At 31.9% G+C, this 26,825-nt stretch carries 22 protein-coding genes and 4 pseudogenes; 11 read left to right on the top strand and 15 right to left on the bottom strand.

What is annotated here, in order from left to right:
* Nucleotides 1-688: 688 nt before the first annotated feature.
* From IGI71_RS01225 to IGI71_RS01215, 3 genes and pseudogenes are all read left to right on the top strand, one after another.
* Nucleotides 689-817, top strand: a pseudogene (locus tag IGI71_RS01225) (CsbD family protein); the annotation flags it as partial.
* Between the two features lie 680 nt (nt 818-1,497).
* A pseudogene (locus tag IGI71_RS01220) lies at nt 1,498-1,846 on the top strand (DUF6176 family protein).
* 21 nt (nt 1,847-1,867) lie between these two features.
* Nucleotides 1,868-2,185 carry a MazG nucleotide pyrophosphohydrolase domain-containing protein gene (locus IGI71_RS01215; protein ID WP_252704494.1) on the top strand — a complete coding sequence of 106 codons (318 nt, stop codon included), beginning with the start codon at nt 1,868-1,870 and terminating at the stop codon, nt 2,183-2,185.
* A gap of 823 nt (nt 2,186-3,008) precedes the next feature.
* On the opposite strand, the pseudogene IGI71_RS01210 reads toward IGI71_RS01215, so the two are convergent.
* The 6 genes and pseudogenes from IGI71_RS01210 to IGI71_RS01185 form a co-directional block, all read right to left on the bottom strand.
* Nucleotides 3,009-3,373: pseudogene (locus IGI71_RS01210) on the bottom strand (transposase); the annotation flags it as partial.
* A gap of 621 nt (nt 3,374-3,994) precedes the next feature.
* The gene (locus IGI71_RS01205; RefSeq protein ID WP_252704493.1) at nt 3,995-4,504 is read right to left on the bottom strand and encodes a thioredoxin family protein; all 510 of its coding nucleotides are present in this window, start codon (nt 4,502-4,504) and stop codon (nt 3,995-3,997) included.
* Nucleotides 4,505-4,548: 44 nt separating this feature from the next.
* Nucleotides 4,549-4,956, bottom strand: a complete 408-nt coding sequence (locus IGI71_RS01200; protein ID WP_252704492.1) for a thioredoxin family protein — start codon at nt 4,954-4,956, stop codon at nt 4,549-4,551.
* Between the two features lie 11 nt (nt 4,957-4,967).
* Nucleotides 4,968-6,218: a hypothetical protein gene (locus IGI71_RS01195; RefSeq protein WP_252704491.1), complete on the bottom strand. Its 1,251-nt coding sequence runs from the start codon at nt 6,216-6,218 to the stop codon at nt 4,968-4,970.
* Complete coding sequence (locus IGI71_RS01190) at nt 6,218-8,341, bottom strand: ATP-binding cassette domain-containing protein (RefSeq protein WP_429946958.1); 2,124 nt, start codon at nt 8,339-8,341, stop codon at nt 6,218-6,220. The genes IGI71_RS01195 and IGI71_RS01190 overlap by 1 nt, the downstream gene beginning before the upstream one ends.
* Complete coding sequence (locus IGI71_RS01185; protein WP_252704770.1) at nt 8,331-9,665, bottom strand: glycosyltransferase; 1,335 nt, start codon at nt 9,663-9,665, stop codon at nt 8,331-8,333. The genes IGI71_RS01190 and IGI71_RS01185 overlap by 11 nt, the downstream gene beginning before the upstream one ends.
* Nucleotides 9,666-9,701: 36 nt before the next feature.
* Here IGI71_RS01185 and IGI71_RS01180 point away from each other — a divergent pair, with 36 nt between their 5' ends.
* Nucleotides 9,702-10,397, top strand: coding sequence for a MurR/RpiR family transcriptional regulator (locus tag IGI71_RS01180; protein ID WP_252704769.1), 696 nt, complete (start codon nt 9,702-9,704; stop codon nt 10,395-10,397).
* 432 nt (nt 10,398-10,829) lie between these two features.
* Here the strand turns inward: IGI71_RS01180 and IGI71_RS01175 are convergent, their stop codons facing one another.
* The 3 genes from IGI71_RS01175 to IGI71_RS01165 form a co-directional block, all read right to left on the bottom strand.
* Entirely contained in the window at nt 10,830-11,018 is a 189-nt protein-coding gene (locus IGI71_RS01175; RefSeq protein ID WP_194193859.1) for a sublancin family glycopeptide, read from the bottom strand.
* Between the two features lie 624 nt (nt 11,019-11,642).
* Nucleotides 11,643-15,284: a hypothetical protein gene (locus IGI71_RS01170; RefSeq protein WP_252704768.1), complete on the bottom strand. Its 3,642-nt coding sequence runs from the start codon at nt 15,282-15,284 to the stop codon at nt 11,643-11,645.
* Nucleotides 15,285-15,344: 60 nt separating this feature from the next.
* The gene (locus IGI71_RS01165) at nt 15,345-16,208 is read right to left on the bottom strand and encodes a helix-turn-helix domain-containing protein (RefSeq protein ID WP_429946954.1); all 864 of its coding nucleotides are present in this window, start codon (nt 16,206-16,208) and stop codon (nt 15,345-15,347) included.
* Nucleotides 16,209-16,387: 179 nt separating this feature from the next.
* Here IGI71_RS01165 and IGI71_RS01160 point away from each other — a divergent pair, with 179 nt between their 5' ends.
* The 4 genes from IGI71_RS01160 (at nt 16,388) to IGI71_RS01145 (ending at nt 19,252) form a co-directional block, all read left to right on the top strand.
* Nucleotides 16,388-16,717: a hypothetical protein gene (locus tag IGI71_RS01160; RefSeq protein WP_252704854.1), complete on the top strand. Its 330-nt coding sequence runs from the start codon at nt 16,388-16,390 to the stop codon at nt 16,715-16,717.
* A gap of 247 nt (nt 16,718-16,964) precedes the next feature.
* A complete protein-coding gene (locus tag IGI71_RS01155) occupies nt 16,965-17,807 on the top strand; it encodes a rolling circle replication-associated protein (RefSeq protein ID WP_252704853.1) in 843 nt (280 codons plus the stop codon).
* 45 nt (nt 17,808-17,852) lie between these two features.
* Nucleotides 17,853-18,047, top strand: a complete 195-nt coding sequence (locus IGI71_RS01150) for a DUF3173 domain-containing protein (protein WP_252704852.1) — start codon at nt 17,853-17,855, stop codon at nt 18,045-18,047.
* A 2-nt stretch (nt 18,048-18,049) separates the two neighbouring features.
* A complete protein-coding gene (locus IGI71_RS01145) occupies nt 18,050-19,252 on the top strand; it encodes a tyrosine-type recombinase/integrase (RefSeq protein ID WP_252704851.1) in 1,203 nt (400 codons plus the stop codon).
* Nucleotides 19,253-19,419: 167 nt separating this feature from the next.
* Here IGI71_RS01145 and IGI71_RS01140 read toward each other — a convergent pair whose 3' ends face one another.
* A complete protein-coding gene (locus tag IGI71_RS01140) occupies nt 19,420-20,781 on the bottom strand; it encodes an SIR2 family protein (RefSeq protein ID WP_430616124.1) in 1,362 nt (453 codons plus the stop codon).
* Nucleotides 20,782-21,028: 247 nt separating this feature from the next.
* On the opposite strand from IGI71_RS01140, the gene IGI71_RS01135 reads away from it, so the two are divergent.
* Nucleotides 21,029-21,898 carry a bacteriophage abortive infection AbiH family protein gene (locus tag IGI71_RS01135; protein ID WP_128432037.1) on the top strand — a complete coding sequence of 290 codons (870 nt, stop codon included), beginning with the start codon at nt 21,029-21,031 and terminating at the stop codon, nt 21,896-21,898.
* 37 nt (nt 21,899-21,935) lie between these two features.
* Here the strand turns inward: IGI71_RS01135 and IGI71_RS01130 are convergent.
* Nucleotides 21,936-22,088, bottom strand: a pseudogene (locus tag IGI71_RS01130) (helix-turn-helix domain-containing protein); the annotation flags it as partial.
* A gap of 53 nt (nt 22,089-22,141) precedes the next feature.
* Between IGI71_RS01130 and IGI71_RS01125 the strand changes: the two are divergent.
* Nucleotides 22,142-22,303, top strand: coding sequence for a hypothetical protein (locus tag IGI71_RS01125; RefSeq protein ID WP_164888603.1), 162 nt, complete (start codon nt 22,142-22,144; stop codon nt 22,301-22,303).
* A 63-nt stretch (nt 22,304-22,366) separates the two neighbouring features.
* Here the strand turns inward: IGI71_RS01125 and IGI71_RS01120 are convergent, their stop codons facing one another.
* From IGI71_RS01120 to IGI71_RS01105, 4 genes are all read right to left on the bottom strand, one after another.
* On the bottom strand, nt 22,367-22,642 hold the full coding sequence (locus IGI71_RS01120; RefSeq protein ID WP_241655665.1) for a methyltransferase: 276 nt from the start codon (nt 22,640-22,642) through the stop codon (nt 22,367-22,369).
* A gap of 591 nt (nt 22,643-23,233) precedes the next feature.
* On the bottom strand, nt 23,234-24,043 hold the full coding sequence (locus tag IGI71_RS01115) for a PTS system mannose/fructose/sorbose family transporter subunit IID (protein ID WP_005226799.1): 810 nt from the start codon (nt 24,041-24,043) through the stop codon (nt 23,234-23,236).
* Nucleotides 24,027-24,815, bottom strand: a complete 789-nt coding sequence (locus IGI71_RS01110) for a PTS mannose/fructose/sorbose/N-acetylgalactosamine transporter subunit IIC (protein WP_005226797.1) — start codon at nt 24,813-24,815, stop codon at nt 24,027-24,029. Before IGI71_RS01110 ends, IGI71_RS01115 begins: the two co-directional genes overlap by 17 nt.
* A 140-nt stretch (nt 24,816-24,955) precedes the next feature.
* Entirely contained in the window at nt 24,956-25,918 is a 963-nt protein-coding gene (locus IGI71_RS01105; RefSeq protein ID WP_430616123.1) for a PTS mannose/fructose/sorbose transporter subunit IIAB, read from the bottom strand.
* 190 nt (nt 25,919-26,108) lie between these two features.
* On the opposite strand from IGI71_RS01105, the gene IGI71_RS01100 reads away from it, so the two are divergent.
* Nucleotides 26,109-26,816, top strand: a complete 708-nt coding sequence (locus IGI71_RS01100; RefSeq protein ID WP_430616121.1) for a GntR family transcriptional regulator — start codon at nt 26,109-26,111, stop codon at nt 26,814-26,816.
* Nucleotides 26,817-26,825 lie beyond the last annotated feature (9 nt).

The raw sequence follows: 26,825 nt of genomic DNA, 5'->3' as shown, positions 1-26,825 counted from the left end.
AGACCAAAATGGTATCAACAAAAAAAGACGCTTCACAAACAGTGTTGTGAAACGTCCGAAACATTGATATATAAGAAATATTAACGGTTGAACAAAGAACCTTTACGAGCCTTTTTGAGACCTGGTTAGCCCAACTATTTTTTCAATCAGTTCAAAATGCTTTACTAGTAACAATTTAAAGAGTTTTAAACATGAAAAACTTTAATGACTTTCAATTTGTTTGAAAGCAATATTGTCAATTACTTGCAAGCCAAACCGACACTGTTGAATGCATACACATAAAGCATTGGCTGGGAATAAAGAGCTAACATATTATGGATGGAGAATTTCTATAAGCCAACATTGAGTAGTTCTTGGAAATTTGATGGTATCTGATTTAACACAAAACGCTTTACATCAGTATTTTTGAGTTTGTTAAAAAGCTGATAATTGTTAATAAAACTTGTTCGAGAAGGTCAAAAGTATGGTCAAAAAAATACTCGCCAGTGTATCATCTCTCAATAATCATCACTTCTATAGTTCATCGTTACTTTCTAAATTAGCAGAATAGCCATATACTGACCATCTTAACGCAAAACATAACATTGCATTTTCTAATATTGACATACACTATAGGCGGCTCATTTGGATTAATATCACTTATTTTTAAGAGGTGATTTGAATGAAAGATAAATGAACAACAGATAAAATGAAAGGCAAAGCGAAAGAAGTTGCTGGTGATGTAACCAATGACAAAGAAACAAAAGTAGAAGGACTTTTAAATCAAGCCATTGGTAAAGTTAAAGAAGTTGCTTCTTATGTAAAAGAAAAAACAGAAAAGTAATTGAAGACGTAAAAGACAAAGCTACACAGGTTGTATCTGAACAATTTGACAACCTAAAAACAAAAGATAATCCTGCCTATGAAGAAACCTTTTACAAAACAATTAGAATCAATCACCTTAAAACGAGATGTCAATGATTATTTTTATGTTTCCAAAAAATATGATCCAAATACCATCAAATACAAATTCGAACGATTCGAATGGAGTGGTAGTACAATTGCCCAAGAAACAACAAATACAGGGAATATAAAATAAAAAAGGTCAAACAGGACAAACTATTGCCGGTACGGCAATATTAGGGTCTACAGGAGGAATTATTAGCAGTTCTGGAAAACGGAAAAGTAAAGTTAAAACTAAATCAATCACAAAGATAAAAGAAATCGGCAGCGAGGGAACAATATTTTTACAAAATTTAGAAGATAACTCTATAAAAGAAGTAAAAGTTTTTCTTTATTCTTCACAAGCAAGCAATCTAGAACGCTTTATTGTAAATGTAGATTACAGAAAAGATACTAATGTCGGAAAATCAAATGAACATTCTTCTACACAACAATTAAAAGAACTGAAAGAATTACTTGATTTAAGGATTATTACACAAGAAGAATTTGAATCAAAGAAAAAAGAAATTTTAGGAATTTAACTATATCCTAAAATGATGAAAGAAAAGTGATATAATGATCCAAACCAAACTTACAAGATTCAAAGTAAAAACAGGAAAAACTGCTACAGTTGATGAATAGATGACTTTTTTAAATGATCATATTAAAGAAACTCTGTTAACCTTAGAGAATGAAAAAATGTTTATTGAAACTATCTTTAGAGAGCAATTTGATGGCATAGAATATCTTTACTGGTATTCAGTTCAAGGAAATGGCGGAAATCGTGTTGAGAATTCAGAAAATTGGATTGATAAAAAACATTTAGAGTATTGGGATGAATGTATAAGATTCATCATATAAACCAATTGACTTGGCTGCAGAAGTTGTAACGATACCTGATAAAATACGTATTAATTTGAACTAAAAATTTAAAGAGGAGACTTTTATGGTGAATTTGGCAATAGAAGATATTCAAGATTATCTATTCAATAAATATAAAGATAAAGTGTCACCCGAGAGTTTATTCATGAAATTAGTCGAAGAGATTGGAGAAGTAGCTGAAGCACTAAATCAGTTAAATGGAAGAAAAAATGGAAATAATACATCTCTCGAGAAAGAACTTGCTGATGTTGTTCACTACACTATCGCTATTGCAAGTGTTAGTAACATAGATTTAGCAGCAGTAATCTTAGAAAAAGACAAGAAAGCAGCTATAAAATATGACAGCACAAGCAATCTTGAAGAATTTATTTCAAACAAATAAAACAACCACTCCCGGAGAGGAGTGGCATAGTTAAATGAAAAAGTTTTTATAAGGTAGTTTAATTGTATTAACTATTTGAAATCGTTCAAATCATTTGCTCAAAAATAAACCACCCTCAAGGAGGGTGAGCCTGAAAAAAAGATATAAAATGAAATAGCCCCGGTCAAGGCTATACTTATATTCTACAAAATATCTTTTATTAATTCAACAAAAAGCCACCCTACTTTTAATAGGATAAAACAAAAAAATAAGTATGAAACAAAAAATATTGATCGGGTATGAACCTACACTGCACTTTTTATTAACCAAACCCAACCGATTATGACGATTTTCTAATCAATAATATCTAGTGAATAAAAATGATGATACAATAAATAGGAAGAGTATCAGGTACACTTCCCCAAGCTTCCCCCCGCCTGATACTCTTCATTGACGATATAATATCGCCATAAAAATTTTATATTAGAAGCTTTTTATAAGCAAGTAAAGAGAATACTCGTATATATTATGTATAAGCCCGCAGAAGCGGGCTATTTCTATATAAAAAAACTACCCACTCCGAAGAGTGGGAGATTTTGAAATAAGAATAAAGTTTTTGGATGTCATTATTTTAAAATACAAAATAAATTTTTCAGTTGTAATAATTTAAAAAGATTTAGACGGAAATTGATAATAAAAAGGTGAACTATTTTCTTTATCCCATGAATGAAAAATAAAATTAGTTGCATTTTTCTTATAAAAGAATCTCACGTATTAAAAACCTACAAACTGTAGATAAACCTTATATAAAAGTGAGGTTTGTCTTTTTTCTATGTAATATTCTTTAAACAAACGATAGGTTAGGCTCTTTGCCTTCAGGAAAACACTTTTTTTCTGTTCTGATCTTTTTTATTTTTGTTAACATTTTCTTATTAAGACACGCAAAATTAAACCCAATTTCCATGTGCATTTTTTCAATTTCTATTTAATTAGTATAGCGTAATCCATAAAATTCTTTTGCTGTCCCAAAAATTCGTTCAATGGTTTCCCTTTTCTTTTTATAAAGTTCTTTAAGCCAACTTTGATGGCGTATCTCTTTGTAGGTCTCTAAATATTCAGCCCAAATATATCTAGTGATTACTTTGCAAGATTTTTTGAGTTAGTACACTTAGATAACAAAGAAAAATTTTTGCCATCCTTTGGGTTGCTTTAAATATGGAAACAGATAAGCTTTGGAGGTTAATTACCCTATACTTATCCTTAAACCCATTTTTTTAATTCAAGATAAAAATCAAAAACTTTTTGGTTGATTCTAGACCACATATTTAAATGTTTTAATAAGTTGTGGTTTATCTCCTGATTCAGGGAAACTATTATTCTTCCAGTGTTTAATCAAAATTAGAGTGTTATTAATTTCTCCATAATTTCGGTTGAATATCCAAACACAACCTTGAATTACACTTTCGTAATTCTGAACATCGCTTGGACAGGATATGAGTAGATTGTATACTTTCATGTTTTTCAACATTATAACTAATCACTTCCTCGGAACTAAATATTCAAATCTATTTTCGTATCTATTATTTACTGATAAAGATAGATAGCAAACATTCTATCAAATTCCCCCTCTCTTTCCGGACATAAGTTTTTAATGCCTATTAATTAAAGTATTTTATAAAAGGGGCAAAAATTTTTAGTTTCTGCCCCTTTTGATTCCAATTTAAATTACGCTGATTTTATTATAAAATACGTATCTTTATGGTTATTAGATTTTACAATTTTTCTGGTGCATATCTTGAATAGTTTGCATTATAAATATTTAGCTATTTCTTAGTTTTCTAAACTTCTTACCCAATTATCTAAAATCGTTACTGAATAACCCTTTTCAACAGTCCAACTACTACTAGATGAAATCGTTCCATCTTTAATATAAACAAAGGAAGGCGTTCCATTAATCTTATTTTCTAATTTAAAGTTTTCCCATTCATTTTTATCATCAAAAATAGAAGTTATATCTACAAAGTATACTTTGTTTTTAAAATCTTTATTTTCATCCATATATTTAAGTAGATCTGGCTCAAAAGCATTACAATCTGAGCAATCTGGTCTTCTTATATAAGCTATGAAGTTTTGTTTTTTTTCACTAGATTTTTGTTTAAATTCCTGTGGAGATAGTTTTTGTATATTTGTTAGATCAATATCTCCTGATTGTTCTGTAATGCTTGATTCTTGTGAATTTTTACAACCAACTAGGAATGTTAAACAAAAAACAATTACAATTATTATTTTTTTCATTATACATTTAGTGAAGATTATTGAATATTCCATTTCAATCTTCACTTTCCTCCTTTTATCAAAATAAATTAGTTTTTGTGTAAATATATTTAATTTTTATTAGTGAAAAAATCCTTTAATTCACTTGAGCTTTTCTGTCCCTCTATTCTCGCTACAATTTTTCCTCTGTTAAATTCTAATATTGTTGGAGTTACCTGGATACCATAAGATTCTATTATTTTATCGTAATTATTTGAAGCGTCCTTAATATTTATAGCATAGACGTTCAAATCATTATCATCAATCACTTGATTCAGTGCGGGAGCCATTTTTTTACAAGCAGGACATTCCGGGTAATAAAAATAAACATAAATACTTTGTTTATCCATTATTTTTTCTTCTATAAATTTATCGGATTCAGTTAAATAGTTTTGACTATTTTTTGAGGCAAAGGCTATAGTAATAATCATCAGAGCGATCACAACAGTAAAAAAAGTAATATCAATTTTTTTTTTCATATAATAGTCTCCTATTTAAATAATAACTTTACACCGTAGCTGTCCAAAAAAACATCACTAATTATTGATTCATCAATTGATAACTCATGTTTTATAATCATTAAATCTTTCTCAAATAAAATATATCTTAATAATAAAATCTTATCTCTTAAATCAAACTTATCTTTATCTTCCTCACCTATAAGCGTGTCATAATTGTAAGAATATTTACTCAATGTCTCCTCAAGTCTTATTTTAGAACTTATGCGTTCAAAATAATTACTATCAATATCTTTTCCTAATGTCACATTAATCTTGATGGACACCCCTGATATCAAGTTGGGCCCATCCTCAATAACAATCCAGTCGATTTCTTTAGCTATTGGCTCATTCCATTTATCTAAAAATAGAAATGAATCAAAATAATTTTCGTTCACTAGATATCTTAAGCTTTTTTTTAATTCTTGGTTTTGATTAATAATATGATATGACGGATTTTTTGCGTATAATATATTTTGACCTTCATTACTAACAATACTCAAAGCGTAGAAAAAACTATTTATTTTTTTTCTTTCCGACGTTCTCTCTACATCTTGGCTTTCATCAAAATTTATAGTTGGGAAAAAAATGTAAGGTGTAATTAGTGTAAAAACAAACATGCTTAATGATGTACTTAGGGTCAGTTCATCATTTATTATCAAATAAGAACTCAAAAGCACGTAAAAGAGTACTGTAGTAATAGTAGTGAGAAAAAGAAGAACTACTAAATAAAAATTCTTAGAAACTATTTTATCTACTTTTTTCATTATATGATTATCGAAAAAAGATATTTCTCTATAATCATTAAACTTTGAAATCTTTAGTAATATATCTTTTTTTTCATTGCGTATTCTAGGAATCACATATTTCTGATAATCTGATTTTTCAAATTGAATTCTCAAAAATAAATAAGTACTTGCAATAAATTCAAGTGATATAAGCGTAAATAGATAGAAACTTTGATTCATTACTATAAAAATTATCGGAGAAAAAAAAAGTATTTCTAAATAAATTTTTTCTCTAACATTATATAAAGTTTTGTTTTTTAGTTTGAAGAAAAAAAAGCATAGTAACATAATAGTTCCTATTGTTATAATCAACCAGTTTACAAGTAAAGATATTTCCAAGTTAAAATAAATAGAATAGTCAAATAAAAAAATGAAATTATAATATATTATGAAAAATAAACATGGTGCTGCTATCATTACCGTATATTGTCCAAATATTTTTTTGTTTTTTTTCATTAATTTAACTTCTCCTCATTAACTTCTCTAATGAAATTTAGATCTACCCCAGGATAATTTGTTGAATTAATTCCGTGGTTAATAACTATGAATTTTGTTGTTAAGCCATTTAAGTTTTGCATAATTGAACTAAATAATTTTTTTTGAACATTCGATAAGGCTTCATCTATAATGATTAATTTGGGCTCTTTTAATAAAGCTTTTGCTAAAGTTAGTCTCTGCAGTTCGCCATGGGAAAATATAACTTCGTTATTGGAAATATTCTCATTAAAAATATAAGGATTGCACAATAATACATTATCTAATTCAACTATTTCCAGTATCTTTCTTATTTTTAGTTTTTCATAATTTCTTCCACCTACTAAATAATCATAAACCGTAGACTGGGGAAATTTGTCCTTGTTAGATAAGTATAAGATTTCTTCCCGCAAAAATACTTCACTATAATCTATTATATTATGGGAATTTATTTTAATTTCCCCTTTGTATTTTTTACTTGGTATAAATAAGTTTCGAACTAAGGTTGTTTTTCCAATACCGCTATCACCATTAAGAAAAACTATGTTTGATTCTTTAAAATCAATTACTAGATCCAAATTATTAAAGACAGCTTTGTTATCAAAATTTTGAGTGAATTTTTTAAAAGTGATCTGCTCAATGTGATGCGCTTCTTCAAATAAATCTTTGTTTAATTGTAAGGTTTCTAAAGGTTCTTGTATTTGTAACTCAATTACTCGATCAAAAATAGATTTGAATTTAAATAATTGTATTTGATTACTGCTGATGCTCAAAATTGTACTGACAAATAAACTACAAAGTGTGAGCCCCATTGTAAAGAACCCTATTTCAAGTTCACTGTTAAAAACCATATTCAAGCATATATAATATAAAACTCCTGTAGATAAAACTGAGACTAACTGCTGTGTACTACTTAGCGATAAGAAAAATTGAAAATTATATTTAGAGAGATTCAAATAATTCTTGAACATCGAGTTCATTCTTTCTCCTACATTATTACTATCTGAAAAATTAACAATATTTTCTTTACTTTCTTGAGTATCAATTAAATAGGTATTAAACTCGCTATAAGATTTTAAAACATTAAATGATTGGAATAAAAGTTTGTCTTTATTCATTATAGTTAATCCATATATCAAAACCGAGGAAATAATAAGAACTGGAAAAATGGATGCATTAAAAGAAATCATAATCATAGTAACTCCGATTAATGTGATTATACTTGCCAAGAGTGATAATACTAGTGAAACAAAGCCATCAATAGAATTTAAAATATCAGTAAGTCTCGACGATACATCACCAGATTGAAATTTCAGATTTCGAGCATTTAAGATACTGATAACGTAGTCTGAATTAATTTCTTTTTTTATTTTTTGTGATAAAACAAACGATTTTTTCTGTGATATATAATTTGTAATTAAGTACCCAAAATCTATAAATACAAATATGAACAGGTATTTAGGAATTAAATACTTGAGATTCTCAAGATCTGACAAATTAGCTGCAATTTCATTGGTTAGCATACCAATCATTCCGGCATTAAAGATTGAAAAGCTCGAAATCACAAAGGTTAACATTAATAGACTGATTAAGCTAGATTTGAACATCCAAATATTCTTAAAAAAGGGACTGTCTAGATAGAATCTCTTACTACTAAACTTCTCTGCATTTATATTTTTTTTAAAATCTAAACTCAAAATCAATCTCACTTTTTTGAATACATCAATACTTTCCTCCGATAAGGTTTGCTGAGCTGGATCAGATATTAAAATTGAATATCGACTTATTTTATAAATAATAATAAAGTGATTTACTTCTGAAGTCTCTTCTAAAAGAGCAATACATGGACAGTTGATATTTTCAAAACCACTATTCTCTTCTAAATCTTCTTTAAATTTGGTCTGAAATAATTGTGTGGATATTCCTAAAGTTTCTAAATAACCTATAAAGCTTTCTATCGTTACTCCTCGATCGTTCATATCTAGTTCCGATTCAATGCTCTTTTTTTTTTGATAATATCCTAATGAACGTAATAATGAGTAAATAACTGTTGGTCCACAATCATTTCTATCTTCCTGCATTAAGTGAAAAGGTTTAATTTTCATTATTCTCATCACCTAATTTCCACACATAGCCATTTAAAAAATTGATATAACTTAAAAACAATTGGCTATCGTATTTTTGGTTCATTAATTCTTTCCAGAGCCTATTTGCTTCTTCATAATCCATTGTTTCATAAGACAAAATACCTTTAATTAGCTCTAAATGTCGCCCCTCCTTATCCATTGAATTAAGAAAATTATAATTTTTTTCAATATTTAACTCATATAACAGATCTATGAACTCACTTTTTGCCTTTAATATTGTAGATAGTGAATAATAATAGAATAGATCTGAGTTCTTTTTCCATTCAAAGGATAAGCTATTTAAAAATACCTTTATTTTATCAAATTCTTGAATTGAAAATAATATTTTTATATAGTTTAAAATTATCCCTTCAGTATACAAATTTTTTCCAGATTTTATAGAATTATTTGTATCTAACAATTTAAGTTCGATTAATTTTTTCAACTTTTCAGAATCCTCAACTAACAAAGCATCTCGTGTATAGAAATACAGCCACCTAAAATTTTCAGGCTCAATTTCCAGACATTTTTTTAAAAGAAATGTGTTTCTCATTTTTTTTTCTATAAGTACTTCTGGCTCATCATATCCTGTGTGTATAATTTTTATTGGCAAAGATATATTAAATCTCAGAAAATTTCTAGTTCTTAATTCTTCATGGCAATTACCAAAGTAATAAACATTCGACTTATTAAATATTCTTGGCATCAAATTGGTTTCTTCGTCACTACTAATAATTGTGGGATAAAAAGCTGCAGTATAGCCTTTAAAATTAACCGTATATAAATCTATATAATCCCTAATTGTCTGCTCTTGTCCTTCTAATAAAACTTCATCAGAGTCTAACATCATTATCCAATTTGTAGTACAATTTTGTATAAGAAAATTTCTTATAGAACTAAAATCATTATCCCAATCCTTATCTATAAGAACTATTTTTTCTGAATTTATATTTTTTATTATCTTTTTTGAGGAATCTTTTGATCCAGTATCTACAATTAAAACTACCTCACTTATTGACAAGGCAGACTTAACTGTTTTTAAAATTGTCTCTTCATTATCTTTAATCATGATGCAGGTGGTTAATTTTTTTATAGTTTTTGGAACATCCAACAATTTTCTTATATTTAAAATAGCATCATTACAAACGTCAAAACTCTTATTTTCAGAGTCATCTATGTTATACTTCTCCAATAATTCAATACGGTTATAAATAATATCTCTATTAGTACAATCAGTTTTATCCAATATTTTACAAAGATAGTTTTTATTAAAAAGAAGATCCAAATTTTCGCTTTTAAACAATATTTTCAACTCCAAACTGAAATGAGGTATGTATAAATGGATATTTTATCAAGAACAAATTTGTTAGTTAATGATTTACCTTCCCAAGAAAAAAAAGTTGCTCAATATATATTAAATAATTATCAACTTATTCCTAGGCAAACAATACACGAACTAGCATGTAAAGCTGGAGTGTCTTCTCCCACTGTATCCAGACTTGTAAAGAGAATGGGAATTAACTCCTTTTCTGAGTTTAAACTACGTATTTTAGAAAGCAACACAGAAAAAGTTTTTACGGATATGCATAAAGAGTTAAATTCAAGCGTGATAACAACTTTACAATTAATAATAGATAAGATTAATTTACAAGAAATTAAAATATTCCAAGATCAAATTCTTGCCGCAAAAAGAATACTAATATATATCAAGTCTGATAATATTACCATTGGAAAAAAAATTCAGAGATTTATGTTTGAAAATAACATTCCTGTTGTATTTCTTAGTGAGGAAAAGTTAGAGGATCTTTCGAACGAAAGTGACAGTTTAATCTTGACAATAGGTACAGCAGATAGAGTAAACTGGCAATTCCTAAAATATATAGAAGATAAATCACTTCAACAGTTAATAATTTCAAATACAGTTCCTCGTGCATTTTCTCCGAATGCTATTTTATCAAAACTAAATAGTATAGAAATTGATTTTGATTTATTTGTTTTAATACTCATAGAATTGCTTATTAATGAAATAACTTAATATTTGTTTTTAGGTAAAAAAGATAGTATTCACTTTCTGTAAGGATATGGATGATTTGAAGGCATATATCCGAGTTTTTCAACAAAAGAAACAAACGAATAGAATACGTACTATTCGTTTGTTCCAACAAATATTTTATAGCATTATATTTGAACTTAAAGGTCCCATCGGAGCAGTGATTTTTTCTACTGCAAAATAACAATCTTTCGGTAGCTTAAAAGAAAGTAACTGCACAAAATTTTTTATAGTATTGAGATTCGATTCTTTCTTCAATACTACTGTCCAATGTTCTCCTTTCTTTACGGTCCACGTTCCTATTGAAAGTAGGTCAGGGTAATCTCGAACATCACGAACTTGATCAAACCTTACTGTATAACCTTCATAGTAAGCGGTATCATAAATGCTATTAAAAATACTTTTGCATTTCATTTGCTATTTCATGCAATACTTTTGATAGATTGTGCAGGCATTACCACCTGGATCAGAAGTACCTAACCCGCCTAAAGCGGCATCATGTAAACAAGAGGCCCAAGTAATAGCACACTGTGCTTTTGATAACCCAGCTCTGTTTAAATCTTTTACTGAATCTAGCGTGACTTTCTTTAACTCAATTTTTGACATGATTTATCCTCCTTTTTATTGCTACCTTAATATAATGATATCATTCATATTCCTCATGTCAATTAATAAAAGTGAAATTATATCGATATTACCAATAAAGTAATTATCGAATCAAAAAAATCCGATGTAAAATCATTCATTTAAAAATTTTTTCATATATGATCACTCAGCTTTCGTTAGCCACATTAATATTCATCCTGGTTGAACTATTAGATTTTTCCGTTCTACTTGAATCGCATCCAACACTTAGGAGGTTAAAAAAACGGACGTGCAAAGTACGTCTGTAGAAGAGCAAGTGGACATATCCATCAAGTTAAGGAAATGTATAAGGATATCTCATATTAACAAATGTCAAAAATTATTAAGTTTCTGCCCCCTTTATTATTCCCTGAATAGTTTACAAAGTATTAAAAACTCAGCTATTCTTGTTTACGGTATTTTTCCTTTCAATTATAAAGTTGGAATAAAGAGTCCCTATAAATTGAAGTGAGAAAGCCTACTTTCCAGCGTTTCTTAGCATGTAGAACGGATTAAAAACACTAAAAAACAAACCCTGCCAAGAAATTTCTTAGCAGGGTTTGTTTTTTTAATATTTATGATATTGAAAAATCTCGTCCAGAAATTTTATTCCAAATAATCTGATAGCAACTCTTTATCTTTTTGCTTTTTAAGTGAGTCTATACATGTAGTGATAATTAATGAATGGGAAATAAATTTTATTCCTTCGAAAATATCAAGTAACTTATTTAAAAAACTAATTTCTTTATCTAAAAGAGGTACTAAACTTCCAGACCATCTATTAGTGCGCATAGTTAGATATAGCTTTTCAAAAAAATTTGTAGTAATTTCTTTATCTTTGAGTAATTCGAAGATATGTAGCAATATATCATCATCGAATATTTCAAGAGACAAGTTGTATAAATTAACTAACCTATCCTCGTCCTCAGTATTTATTACTTCTGCTTTTATAAATTCAATAGAACGCTCAATGTTGGCTTTGAAAATTTTTTCCAAAAATGGGTCTACTCCTACATAAATCACACGATTCTCTTGAATTAAAAAATTTAGATATTTTCTAATCCCTTCCTCTGCGAATGCTGATTTCCATATACATTTTAGTTGAACATCATATTCACTATAATTAAAATTTAATCTTTGAGTGTTAAGCTTAACAAGGAATAAGTATATAAAATTGATATCATTTTCTTTTAATAGACACTTAAAAATTTCTCCTGATCCATCAACATCTCTGCTACCAAGAAGACTTAAATAGATTTCTTTTAATTCTTTATATCCAATTATATTTAAAATTTTTTCAGCACCATCCTCTGGCACATAGTTTGGTACAAAAAAACTACTTAATACCTTATTTTCTGAATACATATTTTTTAAGATACCTAAAATATTTCCGTCATACTTGATATATTTTTCGAATGACAAGACATTAAAATAATTCATCACTTCAAAGTTTTTAAGATTCTCTAAAAAGGATATAAGTCCTTCTGTCTCGCTATCACGAATGTTTCTACATATCAAAAAGTTTGAAAGATACCATCCTTCATCTATTTCCTTTTCAACTGAGTTTAGAATATTTTTGCCTTCTTCAAAAGACAACTTGTCTATATAATTTACATAATTATTAGGAGAAACAACAAAATTACTTTTTAGCAATGCTGGTAAAAACTTTATTTGATCCTCTAAATCTAGGTCAGAATACAATAGAAGTAAAGAATCTTCTATTTCATACTTATTTAACAATACATCTGATTGAAATATTCCGAGGATATTGAACAGCCAAACTAAGTCATTAGAATGCTTCTCAAAAATCTCACGAAGACTTACCTTTCTTAACTTTTGAATCTTTTCATAATCAAATTTTCCCATGTGATAAGCCCATATACTAGTTGAAAAATCTTTATAAATTTTTTGACTGCTTGACGGTTCATATTCAAAAAAAGGCTGTGATTTTATTTTTAGCTTTTTTGATTTTGAAAACAATTCAAATACTATAGCTTCTTGTCTAAAATTTAAACTATCTAAATCTTTAAAAAAAAGATTTTCTATACAAGTTAAATCTGAACTAACAGTTTCTAAGAATCCATTTTCAACTTCATAGACTGGATAATTGATTAATAGTTTATCTATATAATTATTCACTTCTACGTTACCATAACTATAGACTTTAGAGAGTATATCAAAAATTTTTTTATGGAGATTAATTAGATAGTCTCCATCAACTAGTGTATAACGATTAATAACCCCATTCTTGCCGTTAAAAGTATATTTTTCTCCTGAAAACTTTAAAAACTCATCAGCAATATTGGCAATAAGCAGAGCTGTTGTTTCATTAATATTTTCTTGAACTGAAAAAGTTTCAATAATACTGAATCTTTTTTCTAAATAAAGATTCCATCTAGCTTCAATATCAAAATTATTTTTAATTGCAGAGAAAATTTCAAAGATTTTATCCTGCCTTTTTCTGAAATAATACATAAGAAGTATACCTGCATCCTTAAATCTTTCACTATTTGATAATGAACAAAGAATACTTATAATCGGATCATTAACTCCTTGATTTCTCTTTTTTTCTTCAAATTCTTTTTGAGATGTTTGAAATTCAGTGTTATCAGCATCTTGTACCTTCTCATGAACATACGCAAGAGATTCGACGGGAATTATTACCCCGTATTGTGTTAAAAAAAGTTCTTTATCAATATCTGCAATAATATTATTGTAAACAAACTTTATTTCATTGGTTAGATACTCTATCCAGTCCTTGGAAGAATTAAAATTATTAACAAGTACAAACATTTCAACAATCTCTTTTTCATGAATAGGATAAAGATTAACAAAAAAATCTTTTATCTTGAAAATTTTCTTATTTGCAACAAAATCTACTATTACAAAATCTGATAAACTTTGATCTCTGACTTTAACAGCTTCATCCTGAAATATATCACAAAGTTCTTTATCATGTAATTCATTTAATGCAGATAAAAAGCTATCAGAATCAATTTTAAAATATTTTAAGATGTCCTCTAATGATTCTTTATTTGATAAATTCAGCTTGTGTTTGAAGCTTAAAATGAACATACTAATTTTTTCATTTGAAGAGAGGGAATTCTCTTCAATGATTTGACTATAATAACTATCCAATATCTCCTTTCCATTTTCAATAAAATCAAAGTTTTTCTCTTTAACCATAATTGCTGCAATTACAGCTATTCTCGGATTATTATGAGATAATTTCATAATCTTCCTAAGATAAAAAGGAGAAATATCTTCTATACTGTTAATCAGCGTTTCAATCTGATCATCGCTCATTAAAGAGAGTTTTTGCACTTTGACTTTAAACGGTGTTATTTGATTAATGACTCCTGAAAGTGCATAGTCTCGAACAGTCATAATAATTTTCAGTTTTTGTTCAAAGTCCTCTAAACTCAGGAGGCTGACAACTGCATCAAAATTTGTGACCGTATTAGCATCATCTAAAAACAAATAATTTATTCTTCTTATATCTAATGCATCTTTAATATCTTGATAAACAGGCATGCTATTGCTCTTAACACAAATTATGTTGCTATCCATAGGTAATTTCTTACATATCTCGATGGCTAACCTAGTTTTTCCAGTTCCAGGTACTCCAGATAGCAGAATAATCTGATGACTATTTACTTCATCCTTCATCCTATCAACTATATGTTTTTCATCTATATATTTTGTATCCAAGGGCGCATTGGTTCTACTTTTATCATGTATAGATATAAATTTCTCTAAACTCCAAACCTGTTCAGTTGATTCTAATATACCTAAAAAGTCTTTTACAATATCTTGATACTCAAACTTAAGGAGGTCATTAGATAATGTATCTATTCCTATGAGAGTCAGCTTTATTGAGCCTGATAAACTTCTTAGTTCCTTATCTTTCTCAACAGTTAAATTTGAAGAAGTGTGACAGCAGATTATTTCTTCAATATCTTTTTTATCAACTTTGGATTTCTCGATAGCTTCTCGAACATCTGTCTCTAATTTTGCAGTTGCATCCTTTCTAGTACCATACATAACCAAAATGTATGTATTAGAATGGTTATCAAAATAATAAGTGTCAGGTATTCCTTTAGTAGTCTTATCTGTTCCATCCATAGAACCGAGAGATACAATATTCTCCCAATTTCTTTTACGATAAAGGTAAACATCACATAAATTTTGGAAGCGTCCTCCTTCTAATTGTTTGATTTCATTTTGAATCCTATTTAACTTAGACATAATATGTTTTCCCTCCTTTGCCGTCTAAAAAAACTTCAAAGTATCTTTAGTAACTTGTCTTTATTTCTCAAACCAATCATACAGCTCATCTCTGCTCTTTTCCGAATACAACTTCATCAAAGCCGGACGCATTGCCTGAAAAATCTCAATCAACTCTTTTCCACCAAAAAGCGGTGAAAAAGCTTTTCCTGTCAGATTCAATGATAAAGTCGAAATGATTTTTGCTGTCTCGACATCATCATCAAGAATATTCACTAACCTTCCTACCAAATATTCTTCTGAGAATTCTATTTTTCCTCTTTTCACCAGATTACTGATCGAATCTTCGACTAATCCGATAACCTTCTCCTCTTCACCGTACTTAACCTCACCACTCATTTCAACAAAGTCCATCACTTCATGATAGACAAATGCCAGTGCTTCACCCTTTTCCTTATCTGAAAAGTTTTTCAATTTCTCCGATTTATCGATCTGCTGCGTAACGATTTTGCCAATATACCTATCTAAAATACTTGGAGAAAAATCCGCGAAACAATCATCGATGAATTCTTCCATTGGATAACCGACTTCATTTTCCCAACTAGGATTTTTAAAATCACCACTAAAGAATTCTTCTTTGATCTGCTTTACCACGTTCGGATATTCCTTAACTAACTCGCCTTGTCCCGTGAGAGTTAGATAATCCGCGATATATTCCTCTATCTCCCCAAAGTAAAACCAACCAACAGACCTTCCGCTGATCTTAGCCACTTTTTCAATCACATCAATCGGTGCCAAGTTATATCCTTGAACATACGAACTTATCGTCGGCTTCTTTAATCCAAGGCGGCTACCAAACTCTGTAAAAGAGATATTCATTTCGTCTTTGATTTGTTTTAATCTTCTTCCAACTTTTTCTTTATTCGGTTGCAATAATCCAAACATTTGTGATCCCTCCTATATGATTTCATATACAGCATACCACACGTATATTATTCCGTATATACATTTTACAAAAACTATTGACAACGTATTTAAAATCGTATATGATAAAAATGTAGAGGTACCTTACATTTTTATACCAAACGTATATCAAAACGTATATCAGAAAAGGAGAGAACATTATGCCAATCAAAATCAGTGATTTAACTTTACCAAAAGAAAAACTAGAAAAGGAATACCAAGTCGTTAATGTCTCACGGTGGCAAAAGGATGGAGAAATTTTAGGATGGAGCTACGAGTGCGTCTTACCCAAACTTCGCTTTGAAAAGATGAGCGTAAAAATTGGAAGCGCTGAACCAGTTGTAACAGAGGATGAACTTGATAAAAACGGGATCGCGACAGTTACTTTTAATAATCTTGTGATCAAACCTTGGGGACGTGCAAATGGTCAGTTTGTCAGCTATGGGTTATCCGCAACTGCAGACTCAGCAGTTTTACTGACAAAGCAATAAACAGATACTCTTAGCAATCATTCAAAAGATTCACGAAACTAATATTCCTGCTTATTTGTTGGGTGGTTTCGTTGAGGCCGGATGGGCATCAAGCTCAAAGCCGACCGCAACGAAAAAACCGCACAATAAATAAGCAGGCTAGCAGAGCTGCGTAGCAGTTCTGCTCCTTTACTTGATTTATAGAACAACATCAGGAGAAAATGACTGGTTCTTTGACAATTGAATACGTACCAAGGAGTGGGGATTATTGAAAGCATATAATCAGAAGATCATTGAAACTCCCACGTACCTTGAAATTTATGATTATGAAACCATCATTACTCCTAAAAAAAGAAATGAAGAAACAGAACCAAATCCAAACCGAAAAAAAGAATTAGCTTGGCTTTATACAGAGGATATTCCCACGGAAACAAGAAGAACTTATGACGAACTCTCTGCTCAAGAACAATACGATAGCTTAAAACGAAAACAAAAATACTACAAAAATATGCGTTTTGAAATCGCCCGACTCGTGGATATGAACTTTGATGATCAGACAAAATTTTTAACCCTCACTTTTAGAGAAAACATACAAAACATTGCCTATGCAAATAATGAATTCAAAAAATTTATCAAGCGACTAAACTACGAACTCTATCATACAAAAAAAGCAAACCTAAAATATCTCGCCACGTGGGAAAAACAAAAACGAGGTGCGATCCATTATCACATCATCTTATTTGACTTCCCTTTTCTTTCTGTCGATCGTCTTACCACGATCTGGGGACATGGATTTGTCAAAATAAATAGGATCGATGTGGATCGTATCGAAAATCGCGGACGCTATATCAGCAAATATTTCGATAAGGACTTGAATATGAAAGAACATAAGAAAAAAGCGTTCTTCAGATCGCGCAATCTCAAAGTACCTACTGTTACAAAAAAACTCGTGGATCAACCCTATGATCCCACCAATCAAGATGTGCTTTATACCCATGAGTATCTCGTAAGACGCCCGATATTTTACAGGGATATAAATGAAGGTGGAAATCCTGAACAAATGATGGATTTTCAAGAAAGCATTGTTCACTATACCAAAATAAAGAAATAACACTGCAATCAATTGTGTGTTTTCTATGAAAGTGAGTTGAAAAAAATGAAAAATATGATTTGTCGAAAAGATTTAGAACAACTTGGATTTAAAACACATCAAGCAGCTACCATAATTCGTCAGGCAAAAATAAGAATGGTAAACCAGGGATACCCATATTATAATAATAAAAGAGTCGGGGTTGTACCCCGACAAGTAATTGAAGAAATTATAGGCATTCCTCTTGTGCAGGAGGAATAGTTATGAAAACAAAATATCCATGTGTCTACCAAGACAAAAACGGTCGTATATATTATCTTGTAGAATTAGGTACAGACCAAATAACTGGAAAAAGAATCCAAAAAAAAGGAACAAAAGATTCTTTAGGAAAACGATTTTCATCTGTTCGTGAAGCCCATAAAGAAGTTATGCGCATTAAAAATGAGTATATGATAGCAAATGGATTTGCAAATTATGATTTAACCTACAAAGAATTTATGGAGCAGTCTTATGTCCCTCACTACAGAGCTTGTGTTCAAAAAAGCACTTGGAGTTCTCGTGAATGTGGACTCACTCAAATTATTAAATACTTTGGTGATAAAAAACTACGCGATATCAGGGTACTCGATTGTGAGAATTATCGAATCTGGCTGTTAAACGAAAGTGGGTATTCCCAAGCATACAGTTCCCTTTTATACGGTATGTTTCGCAAATCACTTGATTATGCTGTTACCCTTCAATTCCTTAATGAAAACATCTCCAAGCGGACAAAAGCAATTCCCAAAGGAAAAGCAATTGTTCCATACTGGACGAAAGAAGATTTTGAAAGGGTCTTATCAAAAATCTATAAAAAAGATTTCTATGAACATATGTGTTTTGTTCTAATTTGGTTGTACTATATGACTGGAATTCGAGTAAGTGAAGGACTGGCATTAAATTGGAATGATATAGACTTCAAGAGAAAAAAACTCAAGGTTCATCATACCTTAGAAATGATCAATCAAAAGGATTTTATTAGAAAACCCTATACAAAAACCGAAAGTGGTCTAAGAATCATTTCTTTGGATGATGATACAATTCAAGTTCTTCAAGAGTGGGAAAAAGTTCAAAAAAATCATGGAGTAAAACAATTTATTCTTAGTTACACTGATCTTCCCCTCTATCGTTCAACTGTTCAAAGAATTATACAGCGATATGCCAAGTTAGCGAATGTGCCATTGATTCAAGGAAAGGGTTTGCGCCATTCTCATGTTAGTTACTTAATCAATGAGTTTAATGCTGATATTCTTGTTGTATCACAACGATTAGGACACTCTAGCCCTGAAATTACATTGAGACACTACGCTCATCTTTGGAGTCGTAATGATGAAAATATTGCTAAACAGATGACTGGTAATATTAATTTCACCTATGCCACAGAATCAAGTGTTGCAAACTTTAATGGAAATCAAGCAGTAAAGATCTAACCCTACCATTTTCCTACTCAAATGTAGATTACAATAAAAGAATGTTGCTATATAAACATTTCTATGAAGCTACACATATTGAGTGGGAATAATAAAAAAACCGTGAATCCTTTGAATATCAAGGGATTCACGTTTTTTTTGTTAGTGCTACCATTTTGCAGCCAACCTTAACAATACCAAGGATAAAAATGAGGAATTGTATCATTAGGTACTCTTATCTCTTTCAAAAACTGGTACATTTCAGAGTTTCTATTAGCTACTATAAAATCCAATAATTCTTTTTCTGTAGCAAAATTTTCACTTTCATATATAAACAAAGGTGGCATCAAGTGATTATTTGTTTCCAAAAATATTTCTAAATTAATCAATCCATCCTGATAACCTAAATCGTAATACATTTGCAAATAATTTTTATTCTTTTCATGTTGGCCTACTAAACTGTGATATGAAGCTACTATTTTACTTAAATAACCTGGAATCAAGTAATCACCTTTTTTTCTATTTGCATAACATCTTTGATACGCATGTATCACTCCATCTTGATACGCTATCGATAGTATTATCTCTGGAAAAGAAGCAAGTTTTTCATTAAAATTATCAATTTCATTAAGCCAATCTGTATGAAAATCTGAAGCAACTTGGCTTGCGTATCTTGCAAAATCATAGATGTCATTTGCTACAAGGTGTCCTTCTTCTATGAGGATATTTCGTAATGAATGAATAAAAAACTGTCCATCAGTTATTATTGGAATAATGCGAGAGTCTCTATTCTTTTCCCATGATTTGTCAACTGTCACTAAATAAAACTGATTAGCAAAATCATCCAATCTTTCAGAAAGTATATCAATAATTTTATTTAAGTCTTCATCACCAAAAGAAAAACCTATAAAAACTACACAATTACTTCCTAGTAGAGTCTTTAAACGATCGCCTATTGGCTCACTTGATAATCTTTCATAGCATTTATCATAGTCATTAGTTGTAGCCACAATCGATCCAATATTATTTATTGATCCATGAACCTTAAATACTCTTCGGTCAAAAGCATTCCATAATGCTACATCCTTATTATCTACAATAGAAGTGGCTAAACATTCTTTTTCAAAGTAATCATCCCAATTAGTAGTTACAATAGTTTTGATCTGAGGAATTTTCGAAACCTCTTTATGAAATCTGGTAGCAGAATTATATAGTTCTGGAAATGACTGAACCCTATCAAAGCGTTCATTTATTTTTCTTATTAACTGTTTCCTACCATTAGGAACGATACTACAAAATTTACTCATCAATTCTGAAAAAGCAACATCTGTATCTAAATTTAAGTTATGTTCGCTATTTAAGAAAGTCAATGTATCCATGTAAAAAGATGTAGGTAAAACCGCTTTTGATTCTGTACTTATCCCTGCTCCACAAAATAACACTAATTCTTTCTTTTTAACTGATTCAATAATTTCATTAGGCATATCAAAACTATTATTATTTTTGCACATAAAACATTCACAATTAACTGCACCTATTACTTTTTTCATAATTAATAGCTCCTTGAGTTTGAAAATTTCTCGTTTTAAACAATATATCATAGAAAAAGAATTATGCCTGTAAATTTTCTATTTCCTTTTTATATAGAAAAATGTAACAATGTGTATTATCCTCATGGTAATATAACAGCATATACGTTTTTATAAAAAAATAGTCGATCTGTATTATTTGAAGGAGTAGATAAAATATTATATCTAATCCATTTAATGAAAAAGATGATGGGAAGGTGTGTAATTAGTGAAGCTATTTATAATTGGAAATGGTTTTGATCTACATCATAGTCTCCCTACGAATTATAGTCAATTTGTTTTATTTTTAAAACAAAACTATAGAGAAGTGTATGATGGTCTAATCAAAGTTATAAGAAATTATTCTGTCACTTATTTTACGATAGATGTAACAAATGAAGATTATAACTGGGCAGAATTGGAAAATATAATAGGTAGCCTAGAACCTTTAGAGCTTGTTGAGGAACACAGGGATTGGAACTCACCAGATGATTATACTGGAGGTCCCAATAAAGAAATTGAAACAATGTTAGAATTTGGCATGAAAACGAGCATCTATCTGTCTTCGTGGATAAAAGAAGTTAGCCATAATCTTAAAAGTATGGAAAAAATAGAGAAGATAGACAAGCTTATTTGTAAAAAAGATAAATTTCTATCTTTCAATTACACGTCAACTTTGGAAACGCTTTATGGAATACCCAATGTTCTCCATATACACGGCTCACCCCCGAAAAAATTGATTATGGGTCATGATGAAGAATATAACGTGCAAGGAAACGATTTTGGCGTTAACTTAGTGAATGAAAAATATGTGAAAAAATATTTTAAGAGAACTGCAAAAAAAACTTTTAGTATTATTAATAGAAATCACAACTTCTTTGAAAGGCAAAACTTAGAAGAAGTTACAGATATTTATGTATTAGGACACTCAATGAATGTAATAGACAGACCATATTTCCAAAAAATTTTTGAGCTAACGAGCGAAAATGTATTTTGGCATATTACCTACTACAATACTAATGATATTGATTATTTTGCTGAAGCTGCTAATCAATTAGGTATAAAAAAGATAGAGTATATAAGTTGGGATACTCTCTAATGTTTCGGAAAAAATATTTATAATGATGAATTAAGATTCAACTCCAACCGATTTTATCGGCGCTCTCAATTATCAATCCTCTTTTTTGTACCGATAGTTTTTTCTCCAACTCTTCTGAATTTTTCAATTGTCTTGAAATCATCATTTGGGTCACATGTAAAAAATTAGCGGCATTCGTGATATTTCCTTCTCGAGCTGCAGTTAAATACCGGTATTACTCATGTAACTCAGAACAAATCAAATGTGATAATCAGCCTGAATAGTGCTGCCAATCAATTTGGTAGAGCTGTTGGTGGTAGCCTGGCTGCAGTCATTATTGCCAATAGCGGCATCCAAAATATTATTTTGATTACGATCGTAGCTAGTAATGTTATTACGATGATCCAGCTGTATGGGAGAAAATAAACGAGAGGATTTAACACTTTAGTGAAATACCCGATATCAGATGCCCTTCAGCTGAAGGCACCTTTATCTCTTCCCATATTTCCGTTGTAGCTTCTTTGACAACTTTTTTTCTTTCTTTTTTACTAACGGCTTTTTAGCCCGCTTTTCTGCGTAAAATACGTAATAGCCCTCAATTTCCGTGACTTTCACGTAACCGAAAACGGAGCGAATCTTGTTCTCATACCATTTTCGGCGTTTGGTCACCATGTAGAGCTTTCCGTTGAGTGCCAGTTGACGATAGGCTTTCTCGATAAATTCCTTTGGTATAGAAAAATCTACATGGTACGGCGGATTAGACAGAATAACATCAAACGTTTTGTCGCTGATTTCTTTAAAGGCTTAACTTAAGACGATCTCTGGTGCTACTTCATTTCGTTGCGCATTTTTCGTAGTCAAGTCGATGGCATTTGCTGAAATGTCTGTCATTGTAACTGCTGCTTTAACATCGCTTTCGTTCCTACATCTAACCCTTTTGGGGAAAATACGCTTTCATTTGTTTCAAACTCTAATGATAGTTCATCATATCTGACTGCAAGCAAATCCTACCCACTCCTTTAGCTGTTTTATGAATTGCTTGGTGGCAGCTTTATCACTAATAGTAGATTATCACCGTAATCACCGTAAGACCCTTGTGAATTGGTCAATTAGTTACCAAGCCAAAGATCCTCATTTTTCTAGTCCACTGCCCAAACAAAAAACAGCTTTTTAATCATTATATAATAAAAATAATTAAAATATTTGATTTATAGGAGTAAATATAACGGTTTTTTTAAAACCAAATTATTTATGAGTATAAATAAGAAAATTATTTTATAAAAAAAGAGTGCGGAAAAATATTCCACACTCTTTTTTTATTTACATATTCTTATCTATCAGTTGTTACTGCTAATTTTAACCCAAAATACCAAACGCACTCAAAACGATCGACAAGATCAAGATGATCCAAATCACTCGAGTGGAATTTAGTTTCTTTTGGCCTAACATCCAGTAGGTCAGCAAGACGAGCAAGATAGGTACAAGGGATGGCAAGATGGCATCTAACGTGTCTTGGATCACCAATTCGACACCGTCTTTTTTATAGACAAAAGGAACAGTTGCTTTGACCACAGAGGGAATCAAGGCACCAATCACTGTGACCCCTAAAACGGTTGCGGCATTGGTGAAGGCCGATAATTTGTCTTTCAAGGTCGTCACTAATTTGACCCCTTGTTTGTAACCTAGGGGAAGCAACGCTGCCCGACCGAAAAGTAACGCGATGTTGGCGATGATCCAGATGACACAACCAACGACGGAACCATTTTGCGCCAATGTGCCAGCAACAGAGCCAAAGATCGTTCCCCAAATCACGTGGAATAAGGAGTCACCGACACCGGCCAAGGAACCCATCAAGGCCGTTTTCAAGGCGATAATCGTTTCTTTGGCTTTGTGTCCGTCTTGTTCTTCGATAGCGACATCGATCCCCATGATCAAGTTCCCAAAGATCGCATTGGTATTGAAAAATTGATTGTGGGTCCGCAGCATATCTTGCAGCTGGGTTTCATCATGGCCATAGAATTTTTTCAAGACGGGCAGGATGCCGTAAAGGTAGCCCGAACTCATCATTCGCTCATAGTTCCAGTTTAATTGGCTTGCCAAAATATAACGCCAGCTAATGGTATTCAACTCTTTTTTTGTCAGTTTTTGATCACTCATCGCCATCATATCCTCCTTCAAAATCTCCGGCAGCTGCCGTTGCAACGGTGCCTTTTTCGCTATCACGTTTAAAGACTAACATTGCTGCTACGAGCCCAATGATGGAAACGCCGAGCATTGGTACTTGCAGATACGCAGCTAAAAAGAAGCCTAATAACAAATAAGGAATGTAGTGCTTTGTTGGCAAGTAGCGCAATAAGATCGCTACCCCGACGACTGGCAAGACGCCACCAGCGGTTTTTAGTCCGGTCATCAGCCATTCTGGCGTGTTATCGGTAATCGTCGTAACGACTGCATCTCCAGCTAAAAGCATCAATAAAATCGGAATCGCCCGTGACAATCCCCATAAGAAAGAACCCGATAAAACTAACCGTGGGATTCGTTTGACTTGCATGTTGTCGATGGCTCTATCGATCCGGTGTAGTAGAAATACGTTACAAAAACGAGCCACGACATCCAGTTGCAGCATCAGCAAGGACACTGGAACTGCTAAGCCGATGCCATATTCCGCGCCGTTTCCTGAGATCACGGCAAACGCGGTTCCCAGTACTGCGCCGGTAAAATAATCCGGGACGGATGCACCACCAAATGCGGCGATCCCCAAACGCATCAACTGTAAGGTCCCACCGACCATCAAACCGGTCTTTAAGTCCCCCATGATCATTCCAGAAATCATTCCGGCGATCGCTGGTTGGGTCAACGTATTGGAAATAAGTGAATCATTAATAGCAATAAAAGCATAAACAGTAATAAGAATGATTTGATACGCTGCTAAATGCATGAATTTTCCTCCTAATTGTATGAACGAGTCTTAACTGGCTAGTTATCGATCGTTATGTCGCCTCAGATAAATCGTGAAAAACACTCGTTTTTTGACAAATCTTCCGCTACATATTCTCCTCGATTCAATCCCTGCCTGGTTTATCCTCGTAATTTCTTCATAAAGTCGATCGATGGTTCATTGGGAACAAGCTGTGCCGTGACGGTGATGCCTTTTGCGGCGATCGCTTCAAAGATTGGTTCTTCTTCTGGCATCACTTGAATACTTTTGGTTACTTCCCGTGCACCATCTTTGTAGCTCATGTTGCCGACGTTGATCGCTTTGATCGGTCCATCTGCTTCAATATAACGCAAAACATCTTGGGGATTTTTGAAAAGCAAAAACAACCGTTGTTTTCCATAACGACCGGCACGAATATTTTTGGCTGCCGTTGCCACTGGAAGGACGGAAAGTCGCATCGAAGTTGGCGCTGCCATTCGTAAAGAAGATTTTTGTAATGGGTCTGCGGCGGCTTCATCATTGGCCACGATGATCCGGTGCGTGTTTAAACTCGTGGACCAGATACCCGCAACTTGTCCATGGATCAAGCGCTCATCGATCCGACTATTGACGATATTTTCTTGCCCAGCATACGCACTGTAATCCCCTAATTCTTCTTGCTTTTCTTCTAACATCTCTTGTTCTGCTTGGTTCATCCCTGCTTTGACATCAACGATGTTTTCTTTGGCTAAGCAAAGCAGCTCTTTGATCGTCGCTCGTTGATTGACGACTGCCTCGATCACTACGGACAATGTCATTCCAGCGAAGATCGCCACTTCGTCATCCTCTAAATAATTCTTGACTGCAACGTTGCACGGGGTTCCTCCTAATAAATCCGCAATAATCAATGTTGGACCGTTAAGGGCTTTCATTTTCTCGTTCAATTCTTTCTCAAATTGTAGATTGTCACTATCTGGTCGTAATGAAACGGTGTGAACGTTTGCTTGCTGGCCTACGATCATCTCCAGACTGCTTTTGACCCCTTCTGCCATGCCGCCATGACTGATCAATACAATGTTTTCCACTAATTTCCCTCCTACTCCGCAGGTCGCCCCACTTAACATGTTATGTTCCTTGTAAGCATACTATACCACATGGCAAGCCATTCGTAAACCTAATATCTTAACATATTGAATTTTATTTTTCAGGCCTGTATAGACTGGAAAACAACGAATTTTCTACACTAATTAAGTGGCAGGAAAGGATTTAACATGTTATGCTTGATGTATTCATATGGAATGGAGGGAAACCACTGTGCTGCCAAAGTATGAGCAGATCAAGCAAGATCTTTTACAAGAAATCAAAGACCATAAATTCATTCCCGGCGATAAGTTTTATTCAGAGGCGGATATCAAGCGGATGTATTCTGTTAGTTCGATCACGGCAGTCAAAGCGTTGAATGAATTGACGAGTGCTGGCTATCTGTATCGCATCCAAGGCAAAGGGACCTTTGTTTCAAAAGCAAAAGTATCTCAGAGTGTGAAGTTTTCCGACATTGAGCTGCATTCACTGGACCAAGAAAAGGTCAAGGTCCTTGCGGTGGAAGAAGGAAATGACCCAGAGATTTTGAAAGAATTAGGATTGGCTGCCAGTGCTTCCTACTACCGAATCAAACGAGTCCGCTATTTTGGCGACATTCCTTTCTTGGTTCACATCACTCATTTGCCGAAGAAGCTGATGAAAGAACCGATCGCCAAAAACCTCAACCAATATGCTAGTGTTTATGAGCGGGTCCGAAAAGACTTTGCGATCGACCTTTTCTCATTGGCTTCTGTTGAAACCAACGAAATCGTCTTTCCTGATGACGCTGAATTGTTGAACTTATTGCAACTGAGCTTCCGAGAGCCTGCGGTTAAACAAATCAAGCACTCCTATTTAGCAGATGGAAGTGTCGCTGAATACATCGTCAGCTACAAGCACTGGAAATATTTCAAAACAAAAATAGAAGTAGAGCCCGCGTAAATTTGGGTC

The organism is Enterococcus sp. DIV1279b (genome assembly GCF_050531515.1).
GTDB classification, from domain to species: Bacteria; Bacillota; Bacilli; order Lactobacillales; family Enterococcaceae; genus Enterococcus_D; species Enterococcus_D casseliflavus.
Note: the sequence above shows the minus strand (reverse complement) of the source record. Positions and strands in the feature narration are given on the sequence as shown.

Coding starts and splice junctions, on each gene's coding strand:
- IGI71_RS01215 (WP_252704494.1), top strand. CDS start 1,868: ATGGTGAATTTGGCAATAGAAGATATTCAAGATTATCTATTCAATAAA.
- IGI71_RS01200 (WP_252704492.1), bottom strand. CDS start 4,956: ATGAAAAAAAAAATTGATATTACTTTTTTTACTGTTGTGATCGCTCTG.
- IGI71_RS01195 (WP_252704491.1), bottom strand. CDS start 6,218: ATGAAAAAAAACAAAAAAATATTTGGACAATATACGGTAATGATAGCA.
- IGI71_RS01190 (WP_429946958.1), bottom strand. CDS start 8,341: ATGAAAATTAAACCTTTTCACTTAATGCAGGAAGATAGAAATGATTGT.
- IGI71_RS01180 (WP_252704769.1), top strand. CDS start 9,702: ATGGATATTTTATCAAGAACAAATTTGTTAGTTAATGATTTACCTTCC.
- IGI71_RS01175 (WP_194193859.1), bottom strand. CDS start 11,018: ATGTCAAAAATTGAGTTAAAGAAAGTCACGCTAGATTCAGTAAAAGAT.
- IGI71_RS01170 (WP_252704768.1), bottom strand. CDS start 15,284: ATGTCTAAGTTAAATAGGATTCAAAATGAAATCAAACAATTAGAAGGA.
- IGI71_RS01165 (WP_429946954.1), bottom strand. CDS start 16,208: ATGTTTGGATTATTGCAACCGAATAAAGAAAAAGTTGGAAGAAGATTA.
- IGI71_RS01160 (WP_252704854.1), top strand. CDS start 16,388: ATGCCAATCAAAATCAGTGATTTAACTTTACCAAAAGAAAAACTAGAA.
- IGI71_RS01150 (WP_252704852.1), top strand. CDS start 17,853: ATGAAAAATATGATTTGTCGAAAAGATTTAGAACAACTTGGATTTAAA.
- IGI71_RS01145 (WP_252704851.1), top strand. CDS start 18,050: ATGAAAACAAAATATCCATGTGTCTACCAAGACAAAAACGGTCGTATA.
- IGI71_RS01140 (WP_430616124.1), bottom strand. CDS start 20,781: ATGAAAAAAGTAATAGGTGCAGTTAATTGTGAATGTTTTATGTGCAAA.
- IGI71_RS01115 (WP_005226799.1), bottom strand. CDS start 24,043: ATGATGGCGATGAGTGATCAAAAACTGACAAAAAAAGAGTTGAATACC.
- IGI71_RS01110 (WP_005226797.1), bottom strand. CDS start 24,815: ATGCATTTAGCAGCGTATCAAATCATTCTTATTACTGTTTATGCTTTT.
- IGI71_RS01105 (WP_430616123.1), bottom strand. CDS start 25,918: ATGTTAAGTGGGGCGACCTGCGGAGTAGGAGGGAAATTAGTGGAAAAC.